At 68.1% G+C, this 21,098-nt stretch carries 21 protein-coding genes and 1 pseudogene; 12 read left to right on the forward strand and 10 right to left on the reverse strand.

Annotation, left to right across the window (positions count from 1 at the left end; all coding sequences use genetic code 11):
- Nucleotides 1–15: 15 nt before the first annotated feature.
- From FOB72_RS05320 to FOB72_RS05330, 3 genes and pseudogenes are all read right to left on the reverse strand, one after another.
- A pseudogene (locus FOB72_RS05320) lies at nt 16–231 on the reverse strand (IclR family transcriptional regulator); the annotation flags it as partial.
- A gap of 83 nt (nt 232–314) precedes the next feature.
- On the reverse strand, nt 315–1,220 hold the full coding sequence (locus FOB72_RS05325) for an amidohydrolase family protein (protein ID WP_150371578.1): 906 nt from the start codon (nt 1,218–1,220) through the stop codon (nt 315–317).
- 21 nt (nt 1,221–1,241) lie between these two features.
- The gene (locus FOB72_RS05330) at nt 1,242–2,495 is read right to left on the reverse strand and encodes an MFS transporter (RefSeq protein ID WP_150371579.1); all 1,254 of its coding nucleotides are present in this window, start codon (nt 2,493–2,495) and stop codon (nt 1,242–1,244) included.
- 168 nt (nt 2,496–2,663) lie between these two features.
- Between FOB72_RS05330 and FOB72_RS05335 the strand changes: the two genes are divergently transcribed.
- Nucleotides 2,664–3,563, forward strand: a complete 900-nt coding sequence (locus tag FOB72_RS05335) for a LysR family transcriptional regulator (protein WP_150371580.1) — start codon at nt 2,664–2,666, stop codon at nt 3,561–3,563.
- A 3-nt stretch (nt 3,564–3,566) separates the two neighbouring features.
- Here the strand turns inward: FOB72_RS05335 and otnI are convergent, their stop codons facing one another.
- Nucleotides 3,567–4,355 carry a 2-oxo-tetronate isomerase gene (gene otnI, locus FOB72_RS05340; RefSeq protein WP_150371581.1) on the reverse strand — a complete coding sequence of 263 codons (789 nt, stop codon included), beginning with the start codon at nt 4,353–4,355 and terminating at the stop codon, nt 3,567–3,569.
- 79 nt (nt 4,356–4,434) lie between these two features.
- On the opposite strand from otnI, the gene FOB72_RS05345 reads away from it, so the two are divergent.
- Nucleotides 4,435–4,860, forward strand: a complete 426-nt coding sequence (locus tag FOB72_RS05345) for a GNAT family N-acetyltransferase (RefSeq protein ID WP_150371582.1) — start codon at nt 4,435–4,437, stop codon at nt 4,858–4,860.
- A gap of 15 nt (nt 4,861–4,875) precedes the next feature.
- On the opposite strand, the gene FOB72_RS05350 is transcribed toward FOB72_RS05345, so the two are convergent.
- Genes FOB72_RS05350 through FOB72_RS05360 form a run of 3 tightly spaced genes read right to left on the reverse strand, consistent with a single transcriptional unit; the run spans nt 4,876 to nt 7,090 of the window.
- A complete protein-coding gene (locus FOB72_RS05350) occupies nt 4,876–5,748 on the reverse strand; it encodes an NRDE family protein (RefSeq protein ID WP_150371583.1) in 873 nt (290 codons plus the stop codon).
- A 21-nt stretch (nt 5,749–5,769) separates the two neighbouring features.
- Nucleotides 5,770–6,060, reverse strand: coding sequence for a DUF4936 family protein (locus FOB72_RS05355; protein ID WP_150371584.1), 291 nt, complete (start codon nt 6,058–6,060; stop codon nt 5,770–5,772).
- 25 nt (nt 6,061–6,085) lie between these two features.
- A complete protein-coding gene (locus FOB72_RS05360) occupies nt 6,086–7,090 on the reverse strand; it encodes a YgfZ/GcvT domain-containing protein (RefSeq protein ID WP_150371585.1) in 1,005 nt (334 codons plus the stop codon).
- A gap of 233 nt (nt 7,091–7,323) precedes the next feature.
- Between FOB72_RS05360 and mltG the strand changes: the two genes are divergently transcribed.
- The 7 genes from mltG (at nt 7,324) to FOB72_RS05395 (ending at nt 12,634) form a co-directional block, all read left to right on the forward strand.
- A complete protein-coding gene (mltG, locus tag FOB72_RS05365; RefSeq protein WP_150371586.1) occupies nt 7,324–8,319 on the forward strand; it encodes an endolytic transglycosylase MltG in 996 nt (331 codons plus the stop codon).
- Between the two features lie 7 nt (nt 8,320–8,326).
- A complete protein-coding gene (gene tmk, locus FOB72_RS05370; RefSeq protein ID WP_150371587.1) occupies nt 8,327–8,968 on the forward strand; it encodes a dTMP kinase in 642 nt (213 codons plus the stop codon).
- Between the two features lie 86 nt (nt 8,969–9,054).
- Nucleotides 9,055–10,074, forward strand: coding sequence for a DNA polymerase III subunit delta' (locus FOB72_RS05375; protein ID WP_150371588.1), 1,020 nt, complete (start codon nt 9,055–9,057; stop codon nt 10,072–10,074).
- A 52-nt stretch (nt 10,075–10,126) separates the two neighbouring features.
- Nucleotides 10,127–10,558, forward strand: a complete 432-nt coding sequence (locus FOB72_RS05380) for a PilZ domain-containing protein (protein ID WP_150371589.1) — start codon at nt 10,127–10,129, stop codon at nt 10,556–10,558.
- 49 nt (nt 10,559–10,607) lie between these two features.
- Nucleotides 10,608–11,126 carry a GNAT family N-acetyltransferase gene (locus tag FOB72_RS05385; protein ID WP_150371590.1) on the forward strand — a complete coding sequence of 173 codons (519 nt, stop codon included), beginning with the start codon at nt 10,608–10,610 and terminating at the stop codon, nt 11,124–11,126.
- Nucleotides 11,127–11,136: 10 nt separating this feature from the next.
- Nucleotides 11,137–11,931, forward strand: a complete 795-nt coding sequence (locus FOB72_RS05390; RefSeq protein WP_150371591.1) for a TatD family hydrolase — start codon at nt 11,137–11,139, stop codon at nt 11,929–11,931.
- Nucleotides 11,924–12,634, forward strand: coding sequence for an ankyrin repeat domain-containing protein (locus FOB72_RS05395; RefSeq protein WP_150371592.1), 711 nt, complete (start codon nt 11,924–11,926; stop codon nt 12,632–12,634). The genes FOB72_RS05390 and FOB72_RS05395 overlap by 8 nt, the downstream gene beginning before the upstream one ends.
- A gap of 9 nt (nt 12,635–12,643) precedes the next feature.
- On the opposite strand, the gene egtB is transcribed toward FOB72_RS05395, so the two are convergent.
- Both egtB and FOB72_RS05405 read right to left on the reverse strand, forming a co-directional pair.
- Nucleotides 12,644–13,957 carry an ergothioneine biosynthesis protein EgtB gene (gene egtB / locus FOB72_RS05400; RefSeq protein ID WP_150371593.1) on the reverse strand — a complete coding sequence of 438 codons (1,314 nt, stop codon included), beginning with the start codon at nt 13,955–13,957 and terminating at the stop codon, nt 12,644–12,646.
- 155 nt (nt 13,958–14,112) lie between these two features.
- Nucleotides 14,113–14,733 carry an FMN-dependent NADH-azoreductase gene (locus tag FOB72_RS05405; protein WP_150373754.1) on the reverse strand — a complete coding sequence of 207 codons (621 nt, stop codon included), beginning with the start codon at nt 14,731–14,733 and terminating at the stop codon, nt 14,113–14,115.
- A gap of 133 nt (nt 14,734–14,866) precedes the next feature.
- Between FOB72_RS05405 and FOB72_RS05410 the strand changes: the two genes are divergently transcribed.
- The 3 genes from FOB72_RS05410 to FOB72_RS05420 all read left to right on the forward strand — a co-directional run bounded on the left by FOB72_RS05410 (nt 14,867) and on the right by FOB72_RS05420 (nt 17,023).
- Complete coding sequence (locus FOB72_RS05410; RefSeq protein ID WP_150371594.1) at nt 14,867–15,853, forward strand: LysR substrate-binding domain-containing protein; 987 nt, start codon at nt 14,867–14,869, stop codon at nt 15,851–15,853.
- A gap of 149 nt (nt 15,854–16,002) precedes the next feature.
- Complete coding sequence (locus tag FOB72_RS05415; RefSeq protein ID WP_150371595.1) at nt 16,003–16,416, forward strand: DoxX family protein; 414 nt, start codon at nt 16,003–16,005, stop codon at nt 16,414–16,416.
- A gap of 37 nt (nt 16,417–16,453) precedes the next feature.
- Nucleotides 16,454–17,023: a DUF4136 domain-containing protein gene (locus FOB72_RS05420; protein WP_150371596.1), complete on the forward strand. Its 570-nt coding sequence runs from the start codon at nt 16,454–16,456 to the stop codon at nt 17,021–17,023.
- A gap of 6 nt (nt 17,024–17,029) precedes the next feature.
- Here FOB72_RS05420 and FOB72_RS05425 read toward each other — a convergent pair whose 3' ends face one another.
- Entirely contained in the window at nt 17,030–18,277 is a 1,248-nt protein-coding gene (locus FOB72_RS05425; protein WP_150371597.1) for an EAL domain-containing protein, read from the reverse strand.
- Nucleotides 18,278–21,098: the final 2,821 nt, after the last annotated feature.

Here is a 21,098-nt window from a genome sequence, read left to right on the forward strand (position 1 = left end):
TGTCGCGGTCCGTTCTCAGTGGGGCGTCGCGCCCCCGGCGTCATAGATCTTCTCGCACCACGCCGCGCTCGCGCCGAGCAGCTTCGACAGCTTCTTCGCCGCAACGCGCTGCACGCGCGCGATCTCCGCCTCCAGCCGCGAAGCGGGTCCGGAGAGCGTCAGCGCGGCCATGAACTTGTCGCCCGCGCCGAACAGCGGCGTGGCAAACGCGGCCGTATAGACATCGCGCGCGCAGCCGTCGCCGGCCTTTCAACTGGTCGTGCGCGCGCTGCAGATGGCCCGCTGATCCGGCGCCGCGCGATGAAGGCTGCGCGTCAGCCGAAGCGGAACAGCGCGCGCGCCGAATCGCGCAGCACGATCTGGCGCGTGAAGGCGTCCGGGATCCAGCGATTCAGGGCCGCGCGCGAGGCGTCGTAGTCGATGACCTCGCGGTGCTGCGTATGCGGCCAGTCGCTGCCCCAGACGAGCCGCGTGGGGCCGAACGCGTCGAGCATGCGCGCGGTGAGTGCCTCGCCTACCGCCAGGCCGGAGTCGCCGGCGATATTGCGATAAGCGGCCGACAGCTTGACCCACACCTGTCCCGTCGATGCCACCGCGCACAGATCGTCGAGCCCGGGGTCCGCGGCGCCGAGCGTCGGATCGGGCCGGCCGAAATGATCGATCACGACCGTGCACTGCTGCGCAATCAGCGCGGGGAGCAGCGCACCGAGATCGCCGGCGCCGCGATGGATTTCCACATGCCACCCCAGCGCATTGACGCGCGCGAGCAGCGCGGGCCAGCGGCCATCGCGCAGGTCCGGCAGCGGCCGGCCGATCAGGTTCAGCCGTATGCCGACCACGCCGGCCTCGTGCATCGATGCGAGTTCACGGTCGCACACGCTTTCGCACATTTCCGGCTCGATGACCGCCACGCCGCGGAACCGCCGCGGATAGCGTTTCAGCACATCGAGAAAGAACCCGTTGTCGGTGCCGAGAAAGCTCGGCTGCACGAGCACGGCATGCGAGAGGCCGTTGGCGCGCAGGTGCGAGACATAGTCGTCGAGCGTGGCATCGTAGTCGGGCGCGTGGCGCCGCTCGGCCGCGAGCGGCAGCCCGCGCACGAACACATGCGCATGGGCATCCACGGCTTCGACGGGTTGCGCATTGGCGGCCAGCCAGCGCGCATTGTCGGGCGAGAGGGCATCGCTGCCCGTGGCGATCGAGGAAGGAAGACGATCCATCGTACGGCGCTCCGGTAACACTCAGGCCTGCTGCGGCGCGGCACCGGTGGCCGGCTGCGTCCGCGGACGCGGCAGGAACAGCGCGGCGACCACGACGAGGCCGTACGCGATGCCCGCATCGATACCGAGCGCGGTACCTAGCGGCATCGAGTTGCCCATATGGCCGACGAGGAACGGAAACACCGCCGATACGATGCGCCCGAAGTTGTAGCAGAAGCCCACACCCGTGCCGCGCACGCCCTGCGGATAGAGCTCGTTGAACAGCGCGCCCATCGTCGCGGGAATGCCGGCCGAGAACAGGCCGAGCGGAAAGCTCAGGAACAGCATCGCGGTATCGCTGATCGGCAGGAACGCATAGAGGTTCACCGTGATGGCACTGGCCAGCGCGAAGAAGATCACGTTCCAGCGGCGGCCGATGCGATCCTGCAGCCAGGCGCTGACAAAGCAGCCGATGATGAACGAGACGATCACGACCGACAGATAGCCGCCGGTCCCGAGCACCGACAGATGGCGCTCGGTCTTCAGATACGTGGGCAGCCACGTGGTCACCGCGTGATAGCCGCCGTGCGCGCCGAGCCCGATCAACCCGCCGACGATGGTCTGGCGCAGCACGGACGGGTGAAAGATGCCCGCGAGAATCGACAGTGCGCCGCCGCTCTGGGCAGGGCCCTCGGCCGGCCGTGCCTCGCGCTTCGGCTCCTCGATGCCGCGGCGCAGATAGAGCACGAGGCCCGCCGGCACGATGCCGATCGCGAACAGCACGCGCCACGCCCACTCGGGCGAGACATACGAGAACACCACCGTATAGAGCAGCACGGCAGCGCCCCAGCCAAAGCCCCACGCACTCTGCACGATGCCCATCGCCTTGCCGCGATGGCGCGCGCGCATGGTCTCGGCCAGCAACACGGAACCCGCGGTCCATTCGCCGCCGAAGCCGAGCCCCTGCAGCGCCTTGAGCACGAGCAACTGCTCATAGTTCTGCGCAAACGCGCACAGGAACGTGAACAGCGAGAACCAGATGACGGTGACCTGCAGCGCGCGCACGCGGCCGATACGGTCCGAAAGCACGCCCGCCAGCAAACCGCCGACCGCGCCGCCGACGAGCGTGACCGCGCCGATCAGGCCGGCCTGGCCCTTGGCGATGCCCCATGTGGCGATCAGGGTCGGAATGACGAGACTGAACAGCTGCGCATCGATGGCATCGAGCGCCCAACCGGCAAAGCAACCCCAGAGCGTGCGTTTCTCGGTGGGCGAGATCTCGCGGTACCAGTTCATGGCAATCTCCTGCGCCGCGGGAGATGTCGTCCCCTTCACGCGGCAGCTTGTAGTTGTACGTGCGCACCGGCCAGGCCGGGCGCTGCTGCGGAGCATTCTATGCAGCCTGAAATCGCCCGCATACTATGGATATGATCGTTTTTCATATCATTCTGATATGCTCGTCCGATGGACACACGCAATCTGAAGTACTTTCTGGCCGTTGTGGATGCCGGCAGCGTCACGCGGGCCGCCGAAGTGCTCGATATCGCCCAGCCGGCACTGAGCCAGGCCCTCACGCGCATGGAGCGCGATCTCGGGGTCAAGCTGTTTGAACGCACGCGGCGCGGTGCCGCGTTGACAGCGGCCGGGGAGGCCATCGTCGAGGACGTGCGGCTGAGCGTGGCGCGTATCGACGCAGCCTCCCACCGCGCAAGGGAAATCGGCGCGCAGCGTGGCGGTCGGCTGACCATCGGTTTTGTGTCCGCCGCGCTGTTCAGCCTGCTGCCGCGCGCCATCGCGTCGCTGCGGCGCGAAGTCCCCAATATCGAGCTCGTGCTGCGCGAGATGAGCAACGCGGAGCAGGCCAGTGCGCTGGAGAAAGGGCTCATCGATATCGGCCTGCTGCACACGCCGGTGGCGGTGGGTGGGCGCATGCGCGAGAAGCTGATCGTGCGCGAGCAGCTGCTGGCCGTGGTGCCGAGCGGCTATCGCGTGGCCGACGATGGCAAGGTCGGACTCAGGGAGTTATCGGATGCGGGACTGGTCTGGTTTCCGAGCGAGCAACTGCCCGTGATCCGGGCCGGCATCCTGAGCGCGTTCCGCAAGGCCGGCTGCGAGGCCAATGTCGTGCAGGATGCCAACCGTTCGCTGACGGTGCTCGCATGCGTGGCGGCCGGATGCGGCGCATCGCTGCTGCCGCGTTCGGTGCTGGCGCTACAGTTCGCGGGCGTGAGCTTTCACGATGTGCGCGATGGCGACAACCTGCCGCCGTTCGAACTGAGCGCTATCTGGCCCACGCGCTCGCGGCCGACGCTCGCCGACCGCTTTGCCGCGTTGCTGACAGACGATAGCCCTATAGCCCTATAGCTCTTACACGCGCGTGACGAGATACGGCTTGAGCCAGCCCAGACCCGCCGACGTGCCCGCGCGCGGACGGTATTCGCAGCCAATCCAGCCGGTATAGCCAAGCCCATCGATGACGTCGAACAGATACGGATAGTTGAGCTCGCCCGTATCGGGCTCGTGCCGCTCCGGCACACCCGCGATCTGGATATGGCCGATGCCCGCGAAGTCGCGCCTGAGCTTGACCGCGAGGTCGCCCTCCATGATCTGGCAGTGATAGCAGTCGAACTGCACGCGCAGGTTGGCCGCGCCGACCTGCTCGCGAATCGTGTGCGCGTCGTCCTGACGGCTCAGGAAGTAACCCGGCATGTCGCGCGTGTTGATGGGCTCCATCAGCACCGTCATGCCATGCGCGGCCGCGGAGGCCGCGGCGTAGGCGAGGTTCTCGAGGTAGACCGCGCGGCAGCGCGCGTGGTCCGCATCGGCGGGGACGATGCCGGCCATCACATGCACGCGATCGTTGCCGAGCACGGCCGCGTACTCGAGGGCTTGCGCGAAGCCTTCGCGGAACTCCGCCTCGCGGCCGGGCAGTGCCGCGGTACCGCGCTCGCCCGCTGCCCAGTTGCCGGGCGGCGCGTTGAACAGTGCCTGCGCGAGGCCGTTGTCGTCGAGCCGCTTGCGAATCTCGCTGGCGGGATGCTCGAACGGGAACAGGTACTCGACGGCCTGGAACCCATCCGCGGCAGCAGCGGCAAAGCGGTCCAGGAAACCGTGCTCGTTGTACATCATCGAGAGGTTCGCGGCAAAGCGCGGCATGTCAGTCTCCTTGTGTCACGAGCGGTCGATTCTACTATCATGACGCCTCGATTCGTTTCCACCGCTGTCGCGCTCCGTCATGTCCATCACCGTCGTCGTCTGTCCCTGGTCCGAAGCCCAGGCGCGCGCAAGCGCCATCCGTTTCACGGTATTCGTGGAGGAGCAACGCGTGCCGCAGGAACTCGAACTCGACGAGTGGGATGCGCAGTGCTGGCACGCGCTGGCGCTGCAGCCCGACGGTACCGCCGTGGCCACGGGCCGCCTGCTGCCCGACGGCCATATCGGCCGCATGGCCGTGCTGGCCACCGCGCGTGGCACGGGGGTCGGTTTCAAGGTGCTGGAGGCGCTGATGGCCAAGGCCCAGGCGCTTGGCTACAGGGAACTGGCGCTCAATGCGCAGACCCACGCGGCGCCGTTCTACGCGCGCGCGGGTTTCGAGCAGGTGGGGGAAGAATTCGAAGAGGCCGGCATCCCGCACGTGGAGATGCGCAAGACGCTCGCCTGAAGAAACGGCCGCGTATCAGCGCGACGCAGGCACGTCGGTGTCGCGCGCCACGCCTAGCTGGCCACGATAGCTGACCTCGCCGACCTGGCCCTCGGCGCCGAAGCTGCGTTCGCTGAAATCGAAGCGGCCATCGTGCCGCACGCGCAGCACCGTGCTGGCGCGCGTGCCATAGCTCGGCGAGCGGATAAACGCGGACGACAGCACCTTTTCCCATTCGAACGACACACCGGTCGAAGGGAGCTCCGAATCGAGCGCGCGATGGTCGTCGGCCAGCATCTGCAGATAGGGGTCCGCGCTCGCGCTCGCATCGCCGCGATCGGCCGCGAGCACTTCGCACATTGCGCCCACGCGGCTACGTACCTTGGGCCACGGCGTATCGAGCAGCGCGTTGGAAAGGCCATAGAGGCCCGGATCCAGCCGCTGCGGCTGGCGCGACGGCGAGCGGTTGCTGTACCACCAGAGCTCTTCCATATCGCTGGCCAGCAGGTTGAACCCGTTGTACATGCCGTGCGCCTGCGACAGGGCGTCCAGATAATCCTCGGGCGTCTGCTGGCCGCGCAGGAAGCGCGCCACGAGCTCGCCGCGCGAGCGCGCGTCCACGCGCTTTTCCGACGGCGCGCGATAGTTGGTCAGCGCCGCGAAGCGCGCGCCGCCATGGCGCCTGTCGCGCGACATGCGCGAGCGCACGGATCCATCGCCACTGGCAATGCCCATCCACGTCCCCGCGTCGCCGATCACCTCGGCCATGTCGCGTCCCGCCAGCACCTGCGGGGCATCCTGCCACCAGTGCGCGGGTGCGGCGGGGCGCGCATAGAACTCGTCGCGGTTGCCGGCAACCACCAGGGCATAGTCCGGGTGCGATTGCCATGCGACCAGAATCAGGCACATATTGCTTCCTTTGCTTCGCTGCTACAGGATGTCCAGATCGATAAAACGCTCGGCGCGACGCTCGCCCTGAATACAGCCGTCGAGTCCGCTTTGACGCCAGAGTCCGTCGAGCGTTGCATCGAATGCGGGCGGGACATCCGCATAACACTCCATCCACGTCTGCAGGCCATCCCGCGTCTCGGGCCTGCGCATGAGCGTACCACCAATCCCCGTCGCCTCGGCCACGGTCTCCATCCAGCGATGCCAGCGCGGCAACGCATCGGCCGCGTAGTCGTCCGCCACGCGGAAGTAAACGAACAGATGATCGCTCATGCCCTGGCTCCCGTGTGGCGCAGCCTTACGATTGGGCGTCGTTTGGCAGCGGGACTTCGTACGGCAACGCACGCGTGACCACCGGGCTGCCGCCGACCGCGCCGAGCCGCATCTCGCCAGCCGCCGCGTCGATCTTGAGTTCGGCCAGCCCATCCCATCCGCCCTCGGGCGAAGCGGTCGCGTTGACGATCATGCCGCACGGCTGCTCGGCGTCCTCGGGACGGTAGATCTCGGTGGCCGGCGCTGGCGCGGCGCCTTCGCCATGCACGCGCCACATGCGGCGCTTGAGCGTGCCGCGATACTGGCTGCGCGCCACGACTTCCTGCCCCGGATAGCAGCCCTTGCGGAAATTCACGCCGCCGATCAATTCGAAGTTGATCATCTGCGGTACGAATTGTTCCTGCGTGGCCGTGACGATGCGCGGGATACCGGCTGCGATATCGAGCCAGTCCCAGACTTCGGCATCGGCCGGCGCGAGCGTGGCCGCCAGCGTGGCAAGTACCGCGTCCGCGCGTTCGGCCGGCACCGCGAGCTGCCAGCGCGGCTGCGCGGCGCCGTCGGGCAGGCGGATCACGGTCGTGCCATCGGCCGCGGCCGCGGCCAGCGGGGCCAGCGGTGCGGGCAGCCCGGCGGCGGCCAGCGCCTCGGCGGCCTTCGGGCCGGCCACGCCGAGCAGGCGATAGGCGGCCGATGCGTCGGCAAGCTTCGCCTTCGCGCGCAGCACGAACATCGTCAGGCGCTTCTGGATCGCGGGCTGGATATCGGCCGACAGTTGCAGCACGATGCCTTCCGCATCGCGCCACGTGAGAAAGCTGGCCTGCAGCCGGCCCTTGGGCGAGCAGTAACCGGCCAGCCGCGCATCGGCGGCGGACAGGTCTTCCGTGGCGTTGGTCAGCTGGGCGTGCAGGAACGTGCCGGCATCGTCGCCGGTCACGCGGATCAGGCCGATGCCGGCGATGGGTGCGACGATACCGGTGGTGCGCAGGGCGTCCACGCTGGACGAGAGAGACGGGTTGGCGTTGGCTGTCATGCGATAGGAGTGAATATCTTTGGCGCCCTCGGCATATGGGGACGGCGATGCTTCGCGGCAAGCCACGGGTCATCCGGCGGCATGGACGGGCGGCACGGGCGATGGATGTGGCGTGATGGGCTCGTGAGGGCTCAAGGCTCCCGGTATTATATGGGCCTTGCGCCATGTCGGCCGGCCGCGCGCGAACCCGACCCGCCGGTAGGGACATGACGGAACCATCGCCCCACGCATCAATGAAACGCTTCTTTTTACGCCTCGTCGGGCTCCTTGTCATCGTGGCGCTCGCCGCCGCGGGCGGCTTCGCCTGGTGGGCACACCAGCCCCTGACGCTCGCCACCTCGCCGGTCGAGGTCGTCATCAAGCCCAATTCCAGCGTCGTCAGCGTCGGCCGCCAGGTCCAGCGCGGCGGCGTGCCGATCGATGCGCGCCTGTTCATCCTGCTGGCCCGGATCACGGGGCAGGGCGCGAGCCTCAAGGCGGGCGGCTACCAGTTCGAGTCCGGCGTGACGCCGCTCGACGTGCTCGACAAGCTCGCGCGCGGCGAGGTCACGCACTATGTGGTCACGGTCATCGAGGGCTGGGAGTTCCGCAAGATGCGCGCGGCCGTCGACGCCAACCCGGCCCTGCGCCACGACACCACGGGCATGTCCGACGCGGACCTGATGAAAGCCATCGGCGCCGAGGAAACGTCGCCGGAGGGCATGTTCTTCCCCGATACCTACCTGTTCGCGCGCGGCAGCAGCGACGTGGAACTGTATCGGCACGCCTATCGCGCGATGCAGAAGCGCCTGGCCGATGCGTGGAATGCCCGCGCGCCGGACCTGCCGTACAAGACGCCCTACGAGGCGCTGATCATGGCCTCCATCGTCGAGAAGGAGACCGGGCAGGCCGTCGAGCGGCCGATGATCGCGGCGGTGTTCGTCAACCGGCTGCGCAAGAACATGATGCTGCAGACCGACCCGACCGTGATCTACGGCGTGGGCGAGAAGTTCGACGGCAACCTCCGCAAGCGGGACCTGCAGACCGACACCCCTTACAATACGTACACGCGCGCCGGCCTGCCGCCGACGCCGATCGCGCTGCCGGGTCTGGCCTCGCTGGCCGCGGCCACCGCGCCGGCCCCGTCGGATGCGCTGTATTTCGTGGCGCGCGGCGACGGCAGCAGCCATTTCTCCAATTCGCTACCCGAACACAATCGCGCGGTCGACAAGTACCAGCGCGGCAAATAACACGTCCATGCGCGACACCCATCCACCACGCGGAAAATTCATCACCTTCGAGGGCATCGACGGCGCGGGCAAGAGCACCCATATCGACTGGGTGGCGCAGCGCCTGCGCGCGCGGCCCGGCGCGACGCCCGTGGTGACCACGCGCGAGCCGGGCGGCACCCCCCTCGGCGAAGACCTGCGCGCGCTGCTGCTGCATCGGAAGATGGACCTCGAGACCGAGGCGCTGCTGATGTTCGCGTCGCGCCGCGAGCATATCGCCGAGGTCATCGCGCCCGCGCTCGCGCGCGGGGACTGGGTCATCTCGGACCGCTTCACCGACGCCACGTTCGCCTATCAGGGCGGCGGCCGGGGCCTGCCCACGGCACGGCTCGAGGTGCTGGAGCAGTGGGTGCAGGGCGACCTGCAGCCCGATCTGACGCTGCTGTTCGACGTGCCGCTGGAAACCGCCAGCGAGCGTCTGGCCGGCGCGCGGGCCCCCGACAAGTTCGAGGCCGAGTCGCGCGCGTTCTTCGAGCGGACCCGCGCGGAGTATCTGCGCCGCGCCGCGCAGTCGCCCGGGCGGTTCCGCGTGATCGACGCCACGCGGACCATCGAGGCCATTCGTGACGAGCTTGAGAACATTGTTGCGGAATTTATTGCAACGCCTTGATTTGGAACGCGTATATTGCTGTTGTGATATTGACCTCATGCCGTGGCAAGACACATGAGGAAACCTCGCTAACCCACTGAACCGCAATGCTTTATCCCTGGCAACGAGAAGACTGGCAACGGCTTGCCGCGTTACGCGACAGGCTGCCCCATGCGTTGCTGCTGCACGGCCAGCAAGGCATCGGCAAGCGTGACCTCGCGCTGCATTTCGCGCAGGGGCTGCTCTGCGAGACGCCGCGGGCCGACGGCCAGCCGTGCGGGACCTGCGGCGCGTGCCACTGGTTCAGCCAGGGCAATCACCCCGATTTCTCGGTGGTCCGGCCGGAGGCCCTCGAAGGCGGCGCCGAGGGCGACGGCGACGCCGAGGGCGGCGGCAAGAAGAAGGCGCCGAGCAAGATCATCCGCATGGAGCAGGTGCGCGCGCTGATCGAGGCCGTGGGCGTCGGTACGCACCGCGCGGGCCTGCGCGTGGTCGTGGTCTATCCGCTCGATGCCTTGCAGACCGAAGGCGCCAACGCGCTGCTGAAGACGCTCGAGGAACCGCCGCCATCGACGGTGTTCCTGCTGGTGACGGACCGGCTGGACCGCGTGCTGCCGACGATCCTGTCGCGCTGCCGCCAGTTCGGCGTGACGCGGCCCACGCACGAGCAGGCGCTGGCCTGGCTCGGCAGCCAGGGCGTGGCCGATGCCGAGGCGCAACTTGCGCTGGCCGGCGGCTCCCCGCTGACCGCGCTGCACGCCGCCGAGGCCGAGGAACAGCCGCTGCAGCGCTGGCTGGTCGGGCAGCTTGCGGCCGGCGCCGCGTTCGATGCGCTGTCTGCGGCAGATCAACTGCAGAAGCTTCCGGTGCCCGCCGTGCTTGGCATCCTGCAGCGCTGGACGTACGATCTGCTGGCATCGCAGCTGGATGTCGCCGGCAAGCCGGGCGCGCGGTACTTTCCGAAGGAGCGCGCCGCGCTGGCGCGCTGCGCGCAGGCGACGGACGCGTATCGCCTGCAGGGGTTTGCGGCGCGGCTCGTGAGCCATCGCCGCAACGAAAATCACCCGCTGGCAGCGAGGCTGGTGATGGAATCGGTGTTTCTCGACTACCGGCAGCTGTTCCGGTAGGCGTCTATCCATATAGGCCGCACAAAGCGGCCAGCCATAACCTGGGGTCAAGATGAATACAGCAGTCACGGGGGCGCAGCCACGCCCGACGGCGGCACCGGCAACGCCCGCGGCATCCGCCGCAGGGCCGGCCACCACGCCCGGCAGCGCATCGCGGCCGAACGTGCTGTCGCTGTCGATCAAGGATCAGGCGGGCCTGTACGCCGCGTATATGCCGTTCCTGTCGCGCGGCGGCATCTTCGTGCCGTCGAACCGGCCGTTCCGGCTCGGCGAGCAGGTGTTCCTCGTGCTGTCGCTGCTGGATCGCCAGAAATTCCAGGTGGCCGGTGAGGTGGCGTGGATCACGCCGGCCGGCACGCCGTTGAAGACGCCGGGGGTCGGCGTGCATCTGCCCGACGACGACAATGGCCGCAACCTCAAGCGCGCGGTCGAGGAGATCCTCGGCAAGGCCATCGAGTCCGGGCGACCGACGCAGACCTTGTGAAGCGTGCTGAGACGTAACATCAAGTTCGATCGATAGGTTTCTGTTTTTTATGAGCATTCCAGGATTTACGCTGCGACTCGCGCAGCGCGGGGATCTGCCCGGCATCGTTGCCATCTACAACAGCACGGTGCCGTCGCGCATGGTGACCGCCGATACCGAACCGGTGTCGGTGGCTTCGCGCGAGGCGTGGTTCGACGCCCATCTGCCCGAACGCCGCCCGCTATGGGTGTGCGAGGACGCCGAGGGCCGCATGGCCGGCTGGATCAGCTTCTCCGACTTCTATGGGCGCCCCGCGTACGGCGGCACCGCGGAAGTCTCGATCTACCTCGATGAGACGCAGCGCGGGCACGGGCTGGGCCGCTATCTGCTCGAGGCCGCGATTGCCCATGCGCCGCAGCTCGGCGTCAGCACGCTGCTGGGGTTTATCTTCGGCCACAACGAACCGAGCCTGCGGCTGTTCGCGCGCTACGGCTTCGAGCGCTGGGGCGCGCTGCCGCGCGTGGCCGTGCTCGATGGGGTCGATCGCGATCTGATCATCGTGGGCCGCCGGCTCAACGAACAGGGCTGAGGACAATTCCATGTTCGTCGATTCCCACTGCCATATCGATTTTCCCGACTTCGCCGACCGGCTGCCGCAGCTGCTCGAGAACATGCGCGCCAATCAGGTCACGCATGCGCTGTGCATCTCGGTGACGCTGGAAGACTTTCCGCGCGTGCTCGCGCTCGCGGAGCAGCATCCGAACCTGTATGCATCGGTCGGCGTCCATCCCGATCACGAGGAGGGCGAGGATCCGACGCTGGAGCGCCTGGTCACGCTGTCGAACCATCCGCGCGTGGTCGGTACCGGCGAGACCGGGCTCGACTACTACCGCCTGAATGGCCGGACGATCGCGGACATGGAATGGCAGCGGGAGCGGTTTCGCACCCATATCCGCGCCGCGCGCCAGACGCGCAAGCCGCTGATCATCCATACGCGTTCCTCGGCCGACGACACGCTGCGCGTGATGCGCGAAGAGAATGCCGGCGAGGTCGGCGGCGTGATGCACTGCTTTACCGAGACCTGGGAGATCGCGCGCCAGTCGCTCGATGAAGGATTCCATATCTCGTTCTCGGGCATCGTCACGTTCAAGAGCGCGGCCGATCTGCAGGAAACCGCGCGCAAGGTGCCGCTCGAACGCATGCTGATCGAGACCGATTCGCCGTATCTGGCGCCCGTGCCGTACCGCGGCAAGACCAACGAGCCCGCCTGGGTACGCCACGTGGGCGAATTTATCGCCAAACTGCGCGGCATTCCCGTCGAGCAGGTGGCTGAACAGACGACGGAGAATTTCTTCAATCTGTTCAAGCATATAGACAGGAAAGCTCATGTTTGATGTGAAGTTTATTCGCCATGCCGCCGGTGCCAGTGTGGCCGTCGCCGCGCTGACGCTGGCCGGCTGCGCCGTGGCCACGCCCGCGTCCGACATGCGCAAGGCCGTGGAATTCGACGACGCGAACACCGTGCAAAAGCTGATTTCGCGCGGCGTGGATCCGAACCTCGTCGACGATCGCGGCAATCCGATGCTCGTGGTGGCGCTGCGGGAGAAGTCGAAGAAGGCGGCCGCGGCGCTGATCAAGGCGAAGAACATCGATTTCGACAAGACCAATCCGGCTGGCGAGAACGCGCTGATGATGGCCGCGCTGCAGGGGGACCTCGACTCGATCAAGCTGATGGTCGATGGGCAGGAAGCCGAGATCAACAAGAAGGGCTGGGCGCCGCTGCACTATGCGGCGACGAACGGCCATAACGACGTGGTGAAATACCTCGTCGACCATGCGGCCTATATCGATGCGGAGAGCCCGAACGGGTCCACGCCGCTGATGATGGCGGCGCGCGGCGGCCATATCGAGACGGTCAAACTGCTGCTGGACGAGGGCGCGGACATGCGCCTCAAGAACCAGCAGGGGATGAACGTGATCGACTTCGCGCTGCTGTACAACCAGAAGGAAATCGCGGACGGCCTGCGGTCGCGGTGGGTCAAGCTCTACAACACCGAGCCTCCGGCGCCGGTCAAGCCCGCGCCGCCCAGGCAGTAAGCCTGCGGCTCAGATATCGTCCGCCAGCCGGACACCGGTAAATTGCCAGCGCTGGTGGGGGTAGAAAAAGTTGCGATAGGTCGCGCGGATATGGGACTCGGGCGTGACGCACGACCCGCCGCGCAGCACCATCTGGCTGCTCATGAACTTGCCGTTGTACTCGCCGACCGCGCCAGCGCTCGGACGGAAGCCCGGATACGGCAGGTAGGCGCTGGCCGTCCATTCCCATACGTCGCCGAACATCTGGCGCAGCACGCCCGACGTGTTCTGGCGGTCCGGCAGCGGCCGCAGCGCGTGGCCTTCGACGAAATTGCCGGTCGGCGGCAGGTTGCGTACCGCGTGCTCCCATTCGGCCTCGGTCGGCAGGCGGCGTTCCGCCCAGCGCGCGAACGCATCGGCCTCGAAGAAGCTCACATGCGTGACGGGGCTGTCGGGATCGACGGGCTGCATCCCATGCAGCGTCATCTGCCACCACGTGCCTTCCCGTTCTTCCCAGTACGCGGGCCCCTGGATGCCGTGGTCGCAGACCCAGCGCCAGCCATCGGACAGCCATAGCCCGGCGCTCTGGTAGCCGCCGTCCTCGATAAACTCGAACCACTGGCGGTTGCTGACCGGATGCGAGCTCAGCTGGTACGGCTGCAGCAGCACGTTGTGGCGCGGGCCTTCACAATCGAACGCAAAGCCGTCGCCGCCATGGCCGATGGCCACCACGCCGCCCGTAAAGCGGATCCACTCGGGGGCGGGACGCGGGTCGGCGATGACCGGGGCCGGTACGGCCGCCGCGTACGCGGGACGCAGGGGGTTCTGCGCGAACAGATGGAGGATGTCCGTCAGCAGCAATTCCTGATGCTGCTGCTCGTGATGGAGCCCGAGCGTGACGAGCGCGGCTTCCTCGTCGGTCTGGGCGTCGGCGAGCAGCGCCAGCATGGCCTCATCGACGGCCTCGCGGTAGGCGAGGATCTCGTCGAGCGACGGCCGCGTCAGCAGGCCGCGCTTCGGGCGCGGGTGGCGCGCGCCCACGGCCTCGTAATACGAATTGAATAGAAAGCGGTACTGCGGATCGACGGGTTCATAGTCCGGGATGCGCGCGGCCAGCACGAATTCCTCGAAGAACCAGGTCGTATGGGCCAGATGCCATTTGGCGGGGCTGGCGTCGTCCATGGACTGCACCGTGGCATCGGCATCCGACAGATCGGCGACGAGGGCCTCCGTGGCGGCGCGCACATTGCGATACTGCGCGGGCAGCGCGGGTTCCTGAGGCGGGTGGTGCAGGGGATTGCGATGAGGGTGTTCGGCCGCGGCAGGCAGCAGGGCTGAGGTCATGCAGGCTCCCGGGTTTCGGACTGGATTCCGAACCATCATAGTCTCGAACGCGCGCTGCGGCGAGCGGCGGGGATCCGGCTATGGCTGTAGGAGGATGCTGACGCGGAGGGGATGGGTCTCGGCCCCCTCGCGAGGGAGAGGGCCGGGGGCGCGGATCAGGCCGCGGCGCGGGTGGCGTCGTTGAGTGCGGCGATCGCGGTGCGGGCGGCATTCAGGCCGGCCTCGCGGGCTTCGTTACCCATGGCCAGGCCGTGGGCGCGCACGACGGTCACTTCGGGCACGCCGAGGAAGCGCAGCACCGTATCCAACGTGATTTCGTGCAGGTCGAGCGCGTTCGGGTCCTGACGCACACCGCCGCGCGACGACACGACGATCGCGCGCTTGGCCTTGGCCAGGCCCACGGGACCGGTTTCAGTGTAGCGGAACGTGCGGCCAGCCTGCGCCACGCGGTCGATCCAGGCCTTCAGCTGGCTCGGGATGCCGAAGTTGTATTGCGGCGCGCCGATCACGATCACGTCGGCGGCCAGGAATTCGGCCAGCCACGCTTCCGTGCGTTCGAGTTCGGCTTGCTGGGCGTCGGTCAGGCCATCCTTCGGGCCGCCGAGCACGGGCAGCAGATGGTGCGTCAGGTGGGCCGGGGCGTCCTGGTCCAGGTCACGCACGGTCACGGTCGCGCCGGGGTTCTTGGCCACGAGGTCGGCCACCACGCTGGCGGTCAGGCCACGGGAAACGGAATTGTCGCCAAGGACGCTCGAATCGATTTGCAGGATATTCAGCGGGGTGGTCATTTTGCGGCTCCACATCAATAGGTTGGATGCACGAAAGATAGCCATTGCCCATTGGTAGCGGTAGTGAGGCAAAATGGAAATTATCGTTCCACCAGTGCAACAGCCATTCCGATCCGCCCCCATGCAAGATCTTAACGACCTCTACCTGTTTGCCCAGGTGGTGCAGCACGGCAGCTTTTCCGGCGCAAGCCGGGCCACCGGGGTGCCAAAGTCGCGCCTGAGCCGGCGCATCGCGCAGCTGGAGAAGGACCTCGGCGTCCAGTTATTGCGCCGGACCACGCGTCAGGTGCGCGTGACGCCACTCGGCGAAGCGTTCTTCGAACGCTGCCGCGCCATGCTCGCCGAAGCCGAGGCGGCGCGCGAGATCGTGGCGCTGGCCCGGGAGCAGCCCTGCGGCCGGCTGCATGTGACCTGCCCCGTGGTGATCGCGCAGGTGATCCTTGCCCCGGCCATCGGCGGCTTTATGCAGGCGAACCCCGGCATTACGCTCGAGATCGAGGCGACCAACCGGCGCGTGGACGTGATCGGCGAGAACATCGACCTCGCGCTGCGCGTGCGCGACGTGCTCGAGGACTCGAGCCTGGCCGTGCGCACGTTCGGCAAGAGCCAGCTGATGCTCGTGGCCGCGCCGGCGTTGCTCGACAGCATCGGGCGGCCACGCACGCCGCAGGCGCTGGAGGGCATGCCGGGCATCGGGCAGAAGCCCCACGAGGGGCGGCACGAGTGGACGCTGTTCGGCAAGGGCGGGCAGTCGGTGCACGTGGCCTACGAACCGAAGCTGATCAGCGACGAGTTCGCGCTGCTGCGGGAGGCTTGCCTGGCCGGCATGGGCGTGGCGATGCTGCCGCGCATGTACTGCCGGGACGAGATCGCGCGCGGAGATCTCGAGGTGCTGCTGCCCGAATACGATCTGCCGATGGGGGTCCTGCACGCGGTGTTTCCGTCGCGCAAGGGGGTCACGCATGCGCTGCGGCTGTTCCTCGACTTTCTCGGAGAGATCCTGCCCGAGAACGCCGAGCGGTTCGGCATGTTCAGCGTGCCGCCGCCGCCGGGCATGCATCGCGCCGTGACCGCCGGGCCCGCGGAATGGAACGCACCGCCAGATTGAGCCTTTACCTTCACGCTGCCGCGCACTAAGGTACTTGTGCGAGGCGTCCAAGTGGGCGATGGCGCACCGGCAGTCTTCTCGCACCGGCAGTCTTCTCGCACCGGGAGTCTTCTTTCACGCGGCACGACATGCACAAGAGGGGAATGACGATGGCTCGTACGCAAGGCAGTCAGGATCTGGGCAAGTTCATCCTGCGCGTCGTGCTTGGCATTTTGATCCTGCTGCACGGGATCTCCAAGCTGATGGCGGGACCGGGATTCGTGGTGCAGGTGGTCACGCAGGCAGGCTTGCCGGAGTTCGTGGCCTATCTGGTCTACATTGGCGAAGTCCTCGCGCCGTTGCTGCTGATCGTCGGACTGTGGACGCGGCTGGCGGGGCTGATCGTCGCGGTCAACATGCTGTTCGCGCTCGCGCTCGTGCATGCGAAGCAGCTTGGCCAGATGGCCGATACGGGCGGTTGGGCGCTCGAGCTGCAGGGCATGTACCTGGCGGCCGCTCTCGCGGTGGCGTTGCTCGGCGCAGGGCGTTTCAGCATCGGCGGCATCGACGGCAAATGGAATTGAAGGTTTCCCATCCACCTGCGCTGACTGGAGTGCCATCATGCTTGCGCGACTGCTCGCCTGCCTCACCTTGTCCCTGATGCTGGGGGCCTGTGCCACCGGGCCCGATATCCGCACGGACTTCAATCCCGCCACCAACTTCTCCGCGTATCGCACGTTCGGGTTTGTCGCGCACCCGGGCACCGACCGGCAGGGCTACGAGAGCCTGACCACGCAATACCTGAAGGCGGCGGTGCAGCGCCAGATGACCGAGCGCGGGTATCAGTACACGCAGCAGTCGCCCGATCTGCTCGTCAACTTCAATGCGCGGCTGCGCCAGCGCATCGTGAGCGATCCGGCGCCGCCGCCGCCGCCGGGGTATATCGGCTATTACGGATATCGGGGCGGGTTGTACGGGCCGTGGCCGGGGTATGGCTTCTATAGCGATACCTACACGTATACCGAGGGTACGCTGAATATCGACCTCGTCGATGCGCGGAAGAACCAGCTCGTCTGGGAGGGCATCGCGCGGGGCGCGGCGGAAGAGGCCGATCCGCAGGCCAATCCGCAGGGGATCGACAAGGTGGTGGCGCAGATCTTTGCGAAATACCCGTTCCGCGCGGGGCAATAACCGCGGCTACGCGAGCGCGCTTGCCACGAAGGCCTCGAGCGGGAGCGGGCGCGACCACAGGTAGCCCTGGCCGAGATGGCAGCCGAGCGCCTGCAGCGCGGCGCGCTGGTCTTCCGTCTCGATGCCCTCGGCGATGCATTCGAGACCGAGGTCCAGCGCGAGCCGGATGATATTGCGGCAGATCACGGCGCGCTGGCTGCCCCCATTCACGCTCGAGACGAACGAGCGGTCCAGCTTGATCTGCGTAAAGGGCAGGTCCGCCAGCAGCTTGAGCGTGGCGATGCCCACGCCGAAATCGTCGATGGCCACCCCATATCCCATCACGCGCAGGCGGTTCAGCGCGACGGATAGCGCGACCGTGTCCGCGACCGGGAATCCCTCCGTCAGTTCCACGGTCAGCAGTCGGCGCGGCAGGCCCGCGGTGGCGACCATCCGTTCGAAGCGGTCGAGCACGCCGGGCCGGCATAGCGTCTGGGCGGAGGCATTCACGCCCAGCGGAATCTCCATGCCTGCCGCCAGGAGCCGATGCTGCACGGCGAGGCAGCGTTCGGTGGCGAGGAACAGGATGGGGTCGGCGGCGTCCAGCGCTTCGAGCCGGGGGATAAACAGGTCCGGCGCGATCCGGCCGAGCGTTGGATGGTGCCAGCGGCAGAGTGCTTCGGCGCCCGCGATGCGGTTCGTTGCGATGTCGAACTGCGGCTGCCACTCGATGTCGAAATGGCCGGCACTGGGGTTGGCGGGCTGGCTGTCCGCCACGCGCAGGGACAGCACGGCGGCGAGGATCGCGGCATCGTCGGGTGCGGCGGGTTTGGGCGGTGCGCCCGCGGCGGGCGGATCCTGATGGCGGACCAGGGCGTCGTCGATGACGGCAACGAGGGCCTCGCGTTGCAGCGGCTTGTGCAATGCGTGCACGCGGGAAAAGCCGATGGCGTGCACGAGGTCGCGATGCGAATCGAGAATATCGTCGGCGAGCGCCGTGAGCCATGCCCAGACGGGCGGCGGGCCGGCCAGTGCGCCGGTGCCGCGGCGGCCCAGTTCGGCGATGAGCTCGGGGCCGTTGGCCACGGGCATCTCGATATCGCAGAGCACCGCGTCGAAGGCCGTCGCGGCAAGGCGTTCGGCGGCCTCGAGGCCGTTGCCGGCGAAATGCAGATGCACGATGCCGAGTCCGCGCAGCAGGTCGGCGGCGACCGTTCGCTGGAACGGATCGTCATCGACCACGAGGATGCGCAGTTCGGCGGCGACAGGTGGCATGGGCGGCAGGGGAGGGGGGCTGCTTTCGATAGTACTCCATGGATTTACGCCCATCGGTCAGAGGCCGCAGATAGTGGTCTCTGCGATGTGCCGGTGCATTTTGGTTGCAAACTCATCGCAATCAACGCGGGCTTGCGGGGCACTTAACCGCTACAATCGCTGCCCGTAGTTTTAACGTAAATGGCGAACATGGGTTTGGGCTGGTTCGGATTGTCGACCTTGTGGATCGCGCCGCTTGTCTGGCGACTGGCGTTGCGCGTGATTGCGCGCGAGCGTCCGTTTTTTCGCGCGCCTTTCGGTCGCGGCATGCTGCGTGTCTGGCTTGGTACGGTGCTCGTGCTGGGCGTCAGCAGCGCGCTGGAAGCGCTGACCGGGGGCGATGGTGAAGGTGCGCTTGCGGGTGGCAGCTTCGGTCATGCGGCGGCGGGGCTGGCGACGAACCTCCTTGGATGGACGGCATCGCTGCTGATGATGCTGGCGGTGCTGGTGCTGGCGGCGCCGATGGTGTTTGGCGAGACCTGGGGCAGCCTGCTGCTGTTGCGCAAGCCGCGTGTGGCGGGCGATGACGATGCCGATGCTGGCGAGCGGACCGATATGTATCGCAGCGCGCGGCATGAGGCGCGGGAGAAGGCGGGGCGGAAGGTGCGTCCGGACGGGCGGGACACGCAGACGGCTGCGCAGACGGTTGCGCAGGCGGTTGCCCGGGCTGTGGCGAAATCGTCGGGGACTTCCGGTTCGCATGCGGCGGAGGGGGGCGCGTCTTCGCACACGGTAGGCGGCGCGCTGTCGTCGCTGTCGGGGTGGACGCCGGATGTGGCCGGCGGGGCCACGCGGCACAAAGGTATCGAGGCGATCTCGGCGCGCAAGCAGCCGGCATGGCAGCCACCGCCGCGTACGCGGCAGTCGCCGCCGCAGCCGGGCGAGATATGGATTCAGCATGCGGGGCCGGCGGAGGCCGTGCGGGCGAAAGCTTCGGCGCAGCCGGTGGCGGCGGCTGTTGGGGCGGGGGCGCCTGCGACGCGCGCGGCGTCGTCTCGTACGAGTGGCGTTGGTGTGCCGGTAGCACGGGGCGGCGCTGCCGCGCCGGCTGGCGCCACGACGTCGGCTGGCGCAGCGGCATCGGCTGCCGCTGCGGCGGCGCGCGGTACGGTGATCAGCAGCCCGTTCCGGAATCCGCAGGTCGGGATGCCGGCGCGCATCACGACGCTGCCGGGGGCACAGGCACGCGTGACGACACCGCCGGGGGCACGGCCAGGCGCTATGACGCCGCCTGCGATGCCGGCCGAGGCTGGCGGCTCTGGGGCTGCCGACGCCGCTATTGCCGCGCGGGCTGATGGCGCGGTTGCGACCTGGGCCGACGGAGCGGATGCGAAGGCAAATGAGATTGCCGCTCAGGCAGGCGCGATGGGCGAGGCCGGCGGCATGGCCGTTGCTGACGTCGCCGTCGCGGCGCGGGCCGATGGCGCGGTTGCCGCTCGGGCAGATGGCGCGGTTGCCACGGCAAATGAGATTGCCGCACCGGCAGGCGCGATGCGCGAGGCCGGTGGCTCGGCCGTTGCCGACGTCGCCATTGCGGCGCGAGCCGATGGCGCGGTTGCCACGACAAACGAGATTGCCGCACTGGCAGGCGCGATGCGCGAGGCCGGTGGCTCGGCCGTTGCCGACGTCGCCGTCGCGGCGCGGGCCGATGGCGCGGTTGCCGCTCGGGCCGATGGCGCGGTTGCCACGACAAATGAGATTGCCGCACGGGCCGGCGCGATGCGCGAGGCCGGTGGCTCGGCCGTTGCTGCCGTCGCTGCTGCGGCGCGAGCCGACGGCGCGGTTGCCGCTCGGGCCGATGGCGCGGTTGCCACGGCAAATGAGATTGCCGCACCGGCAGGCGCGATGCGCGAGGCCGGTGGCTCGGCCGTTGCCGACGTCGCCGTCGCGGCGCGGGCCGACGGCGCGGTTGCCGGTCGGGCCGATGGCGCGGCTGCCCCGACAAACGAGATTGCCGCACCGGCAGGCGCGACGGGCGAGGCCGGCGGCATGGCCGTTGCTGACGCCGCCATTGCGGCGCGAGCCGATGGCGCGGTTGCCGCTCGGGCCGATGGCGCGGTTGCCACGACAAATGAGATTGCCCCACCGGCAGGCGCGACGGGCGAGGCCCGTGGCTCGGCCGTTGCTGACGTCGCTGTTGCCGCACGGGCCGAGGGCGGGGTTGCCGTTCGGGCCGACGGCGCGTATGCCGGGACGAATGAAATTGCCGCACCGGCGGGCACGATGGCCGGTGGCTCGGCCATTGCTGACGCTGATCTTGCGGCGCGGGCAGAGTCCGCATCGGCGGACGCCGCGCGCGGCGAGGACGCCATGGCGCTCGAGGCAATTCGTCGGGAGGCGCTCGAGTTGCTGAGCGAGTTGCAAGAACTCGCGGCTCGCGCTGGCGCGCGGCAGATTGCGATGCCCGCAGTGGCCGCATCGGTTGCGGCAGAGCAGCCTGTGGCCGAGCCGGGCACGGCCCAGCCTGCCGTGGCCGTGACGGCCTCGGTCGAGTCGAATACGGTCGAGCCGGTTGTCGCTCAGGCGGGCCTGGCCGAGACGGCGTGGGTCGAGTCGAACGCGATCAAGTGGCCTGTAGCTGAGGCCGCCTTGGCCGAGGCGCCCATGGTGCCGCCGGCCATCGCTGCGACGGCCTTGGCCGAGGCAGGCGCGGTCGAGCCGGTCGTCGCCGAGACGGGCCTAGTCGCGTCGAGCGGGGTCGGGCCGGTTGTCGCTGAGACAGGCTTGGCCGAGGCGGGTGCGGTTGAGAGGGCTGTAGCCGAGTCGGCATTGGTCGAGCAGA

The sequence above is a fragment of the Cupriavidus pauculus genome (assembly GCF_008693385.1).
GTDB lineage: Bacteria > Pseudomonadota > Gammaproteobacteria > Burkholderiales > Burkholderiaceae > Cupriavidus > Cupriavidus pauculus_D.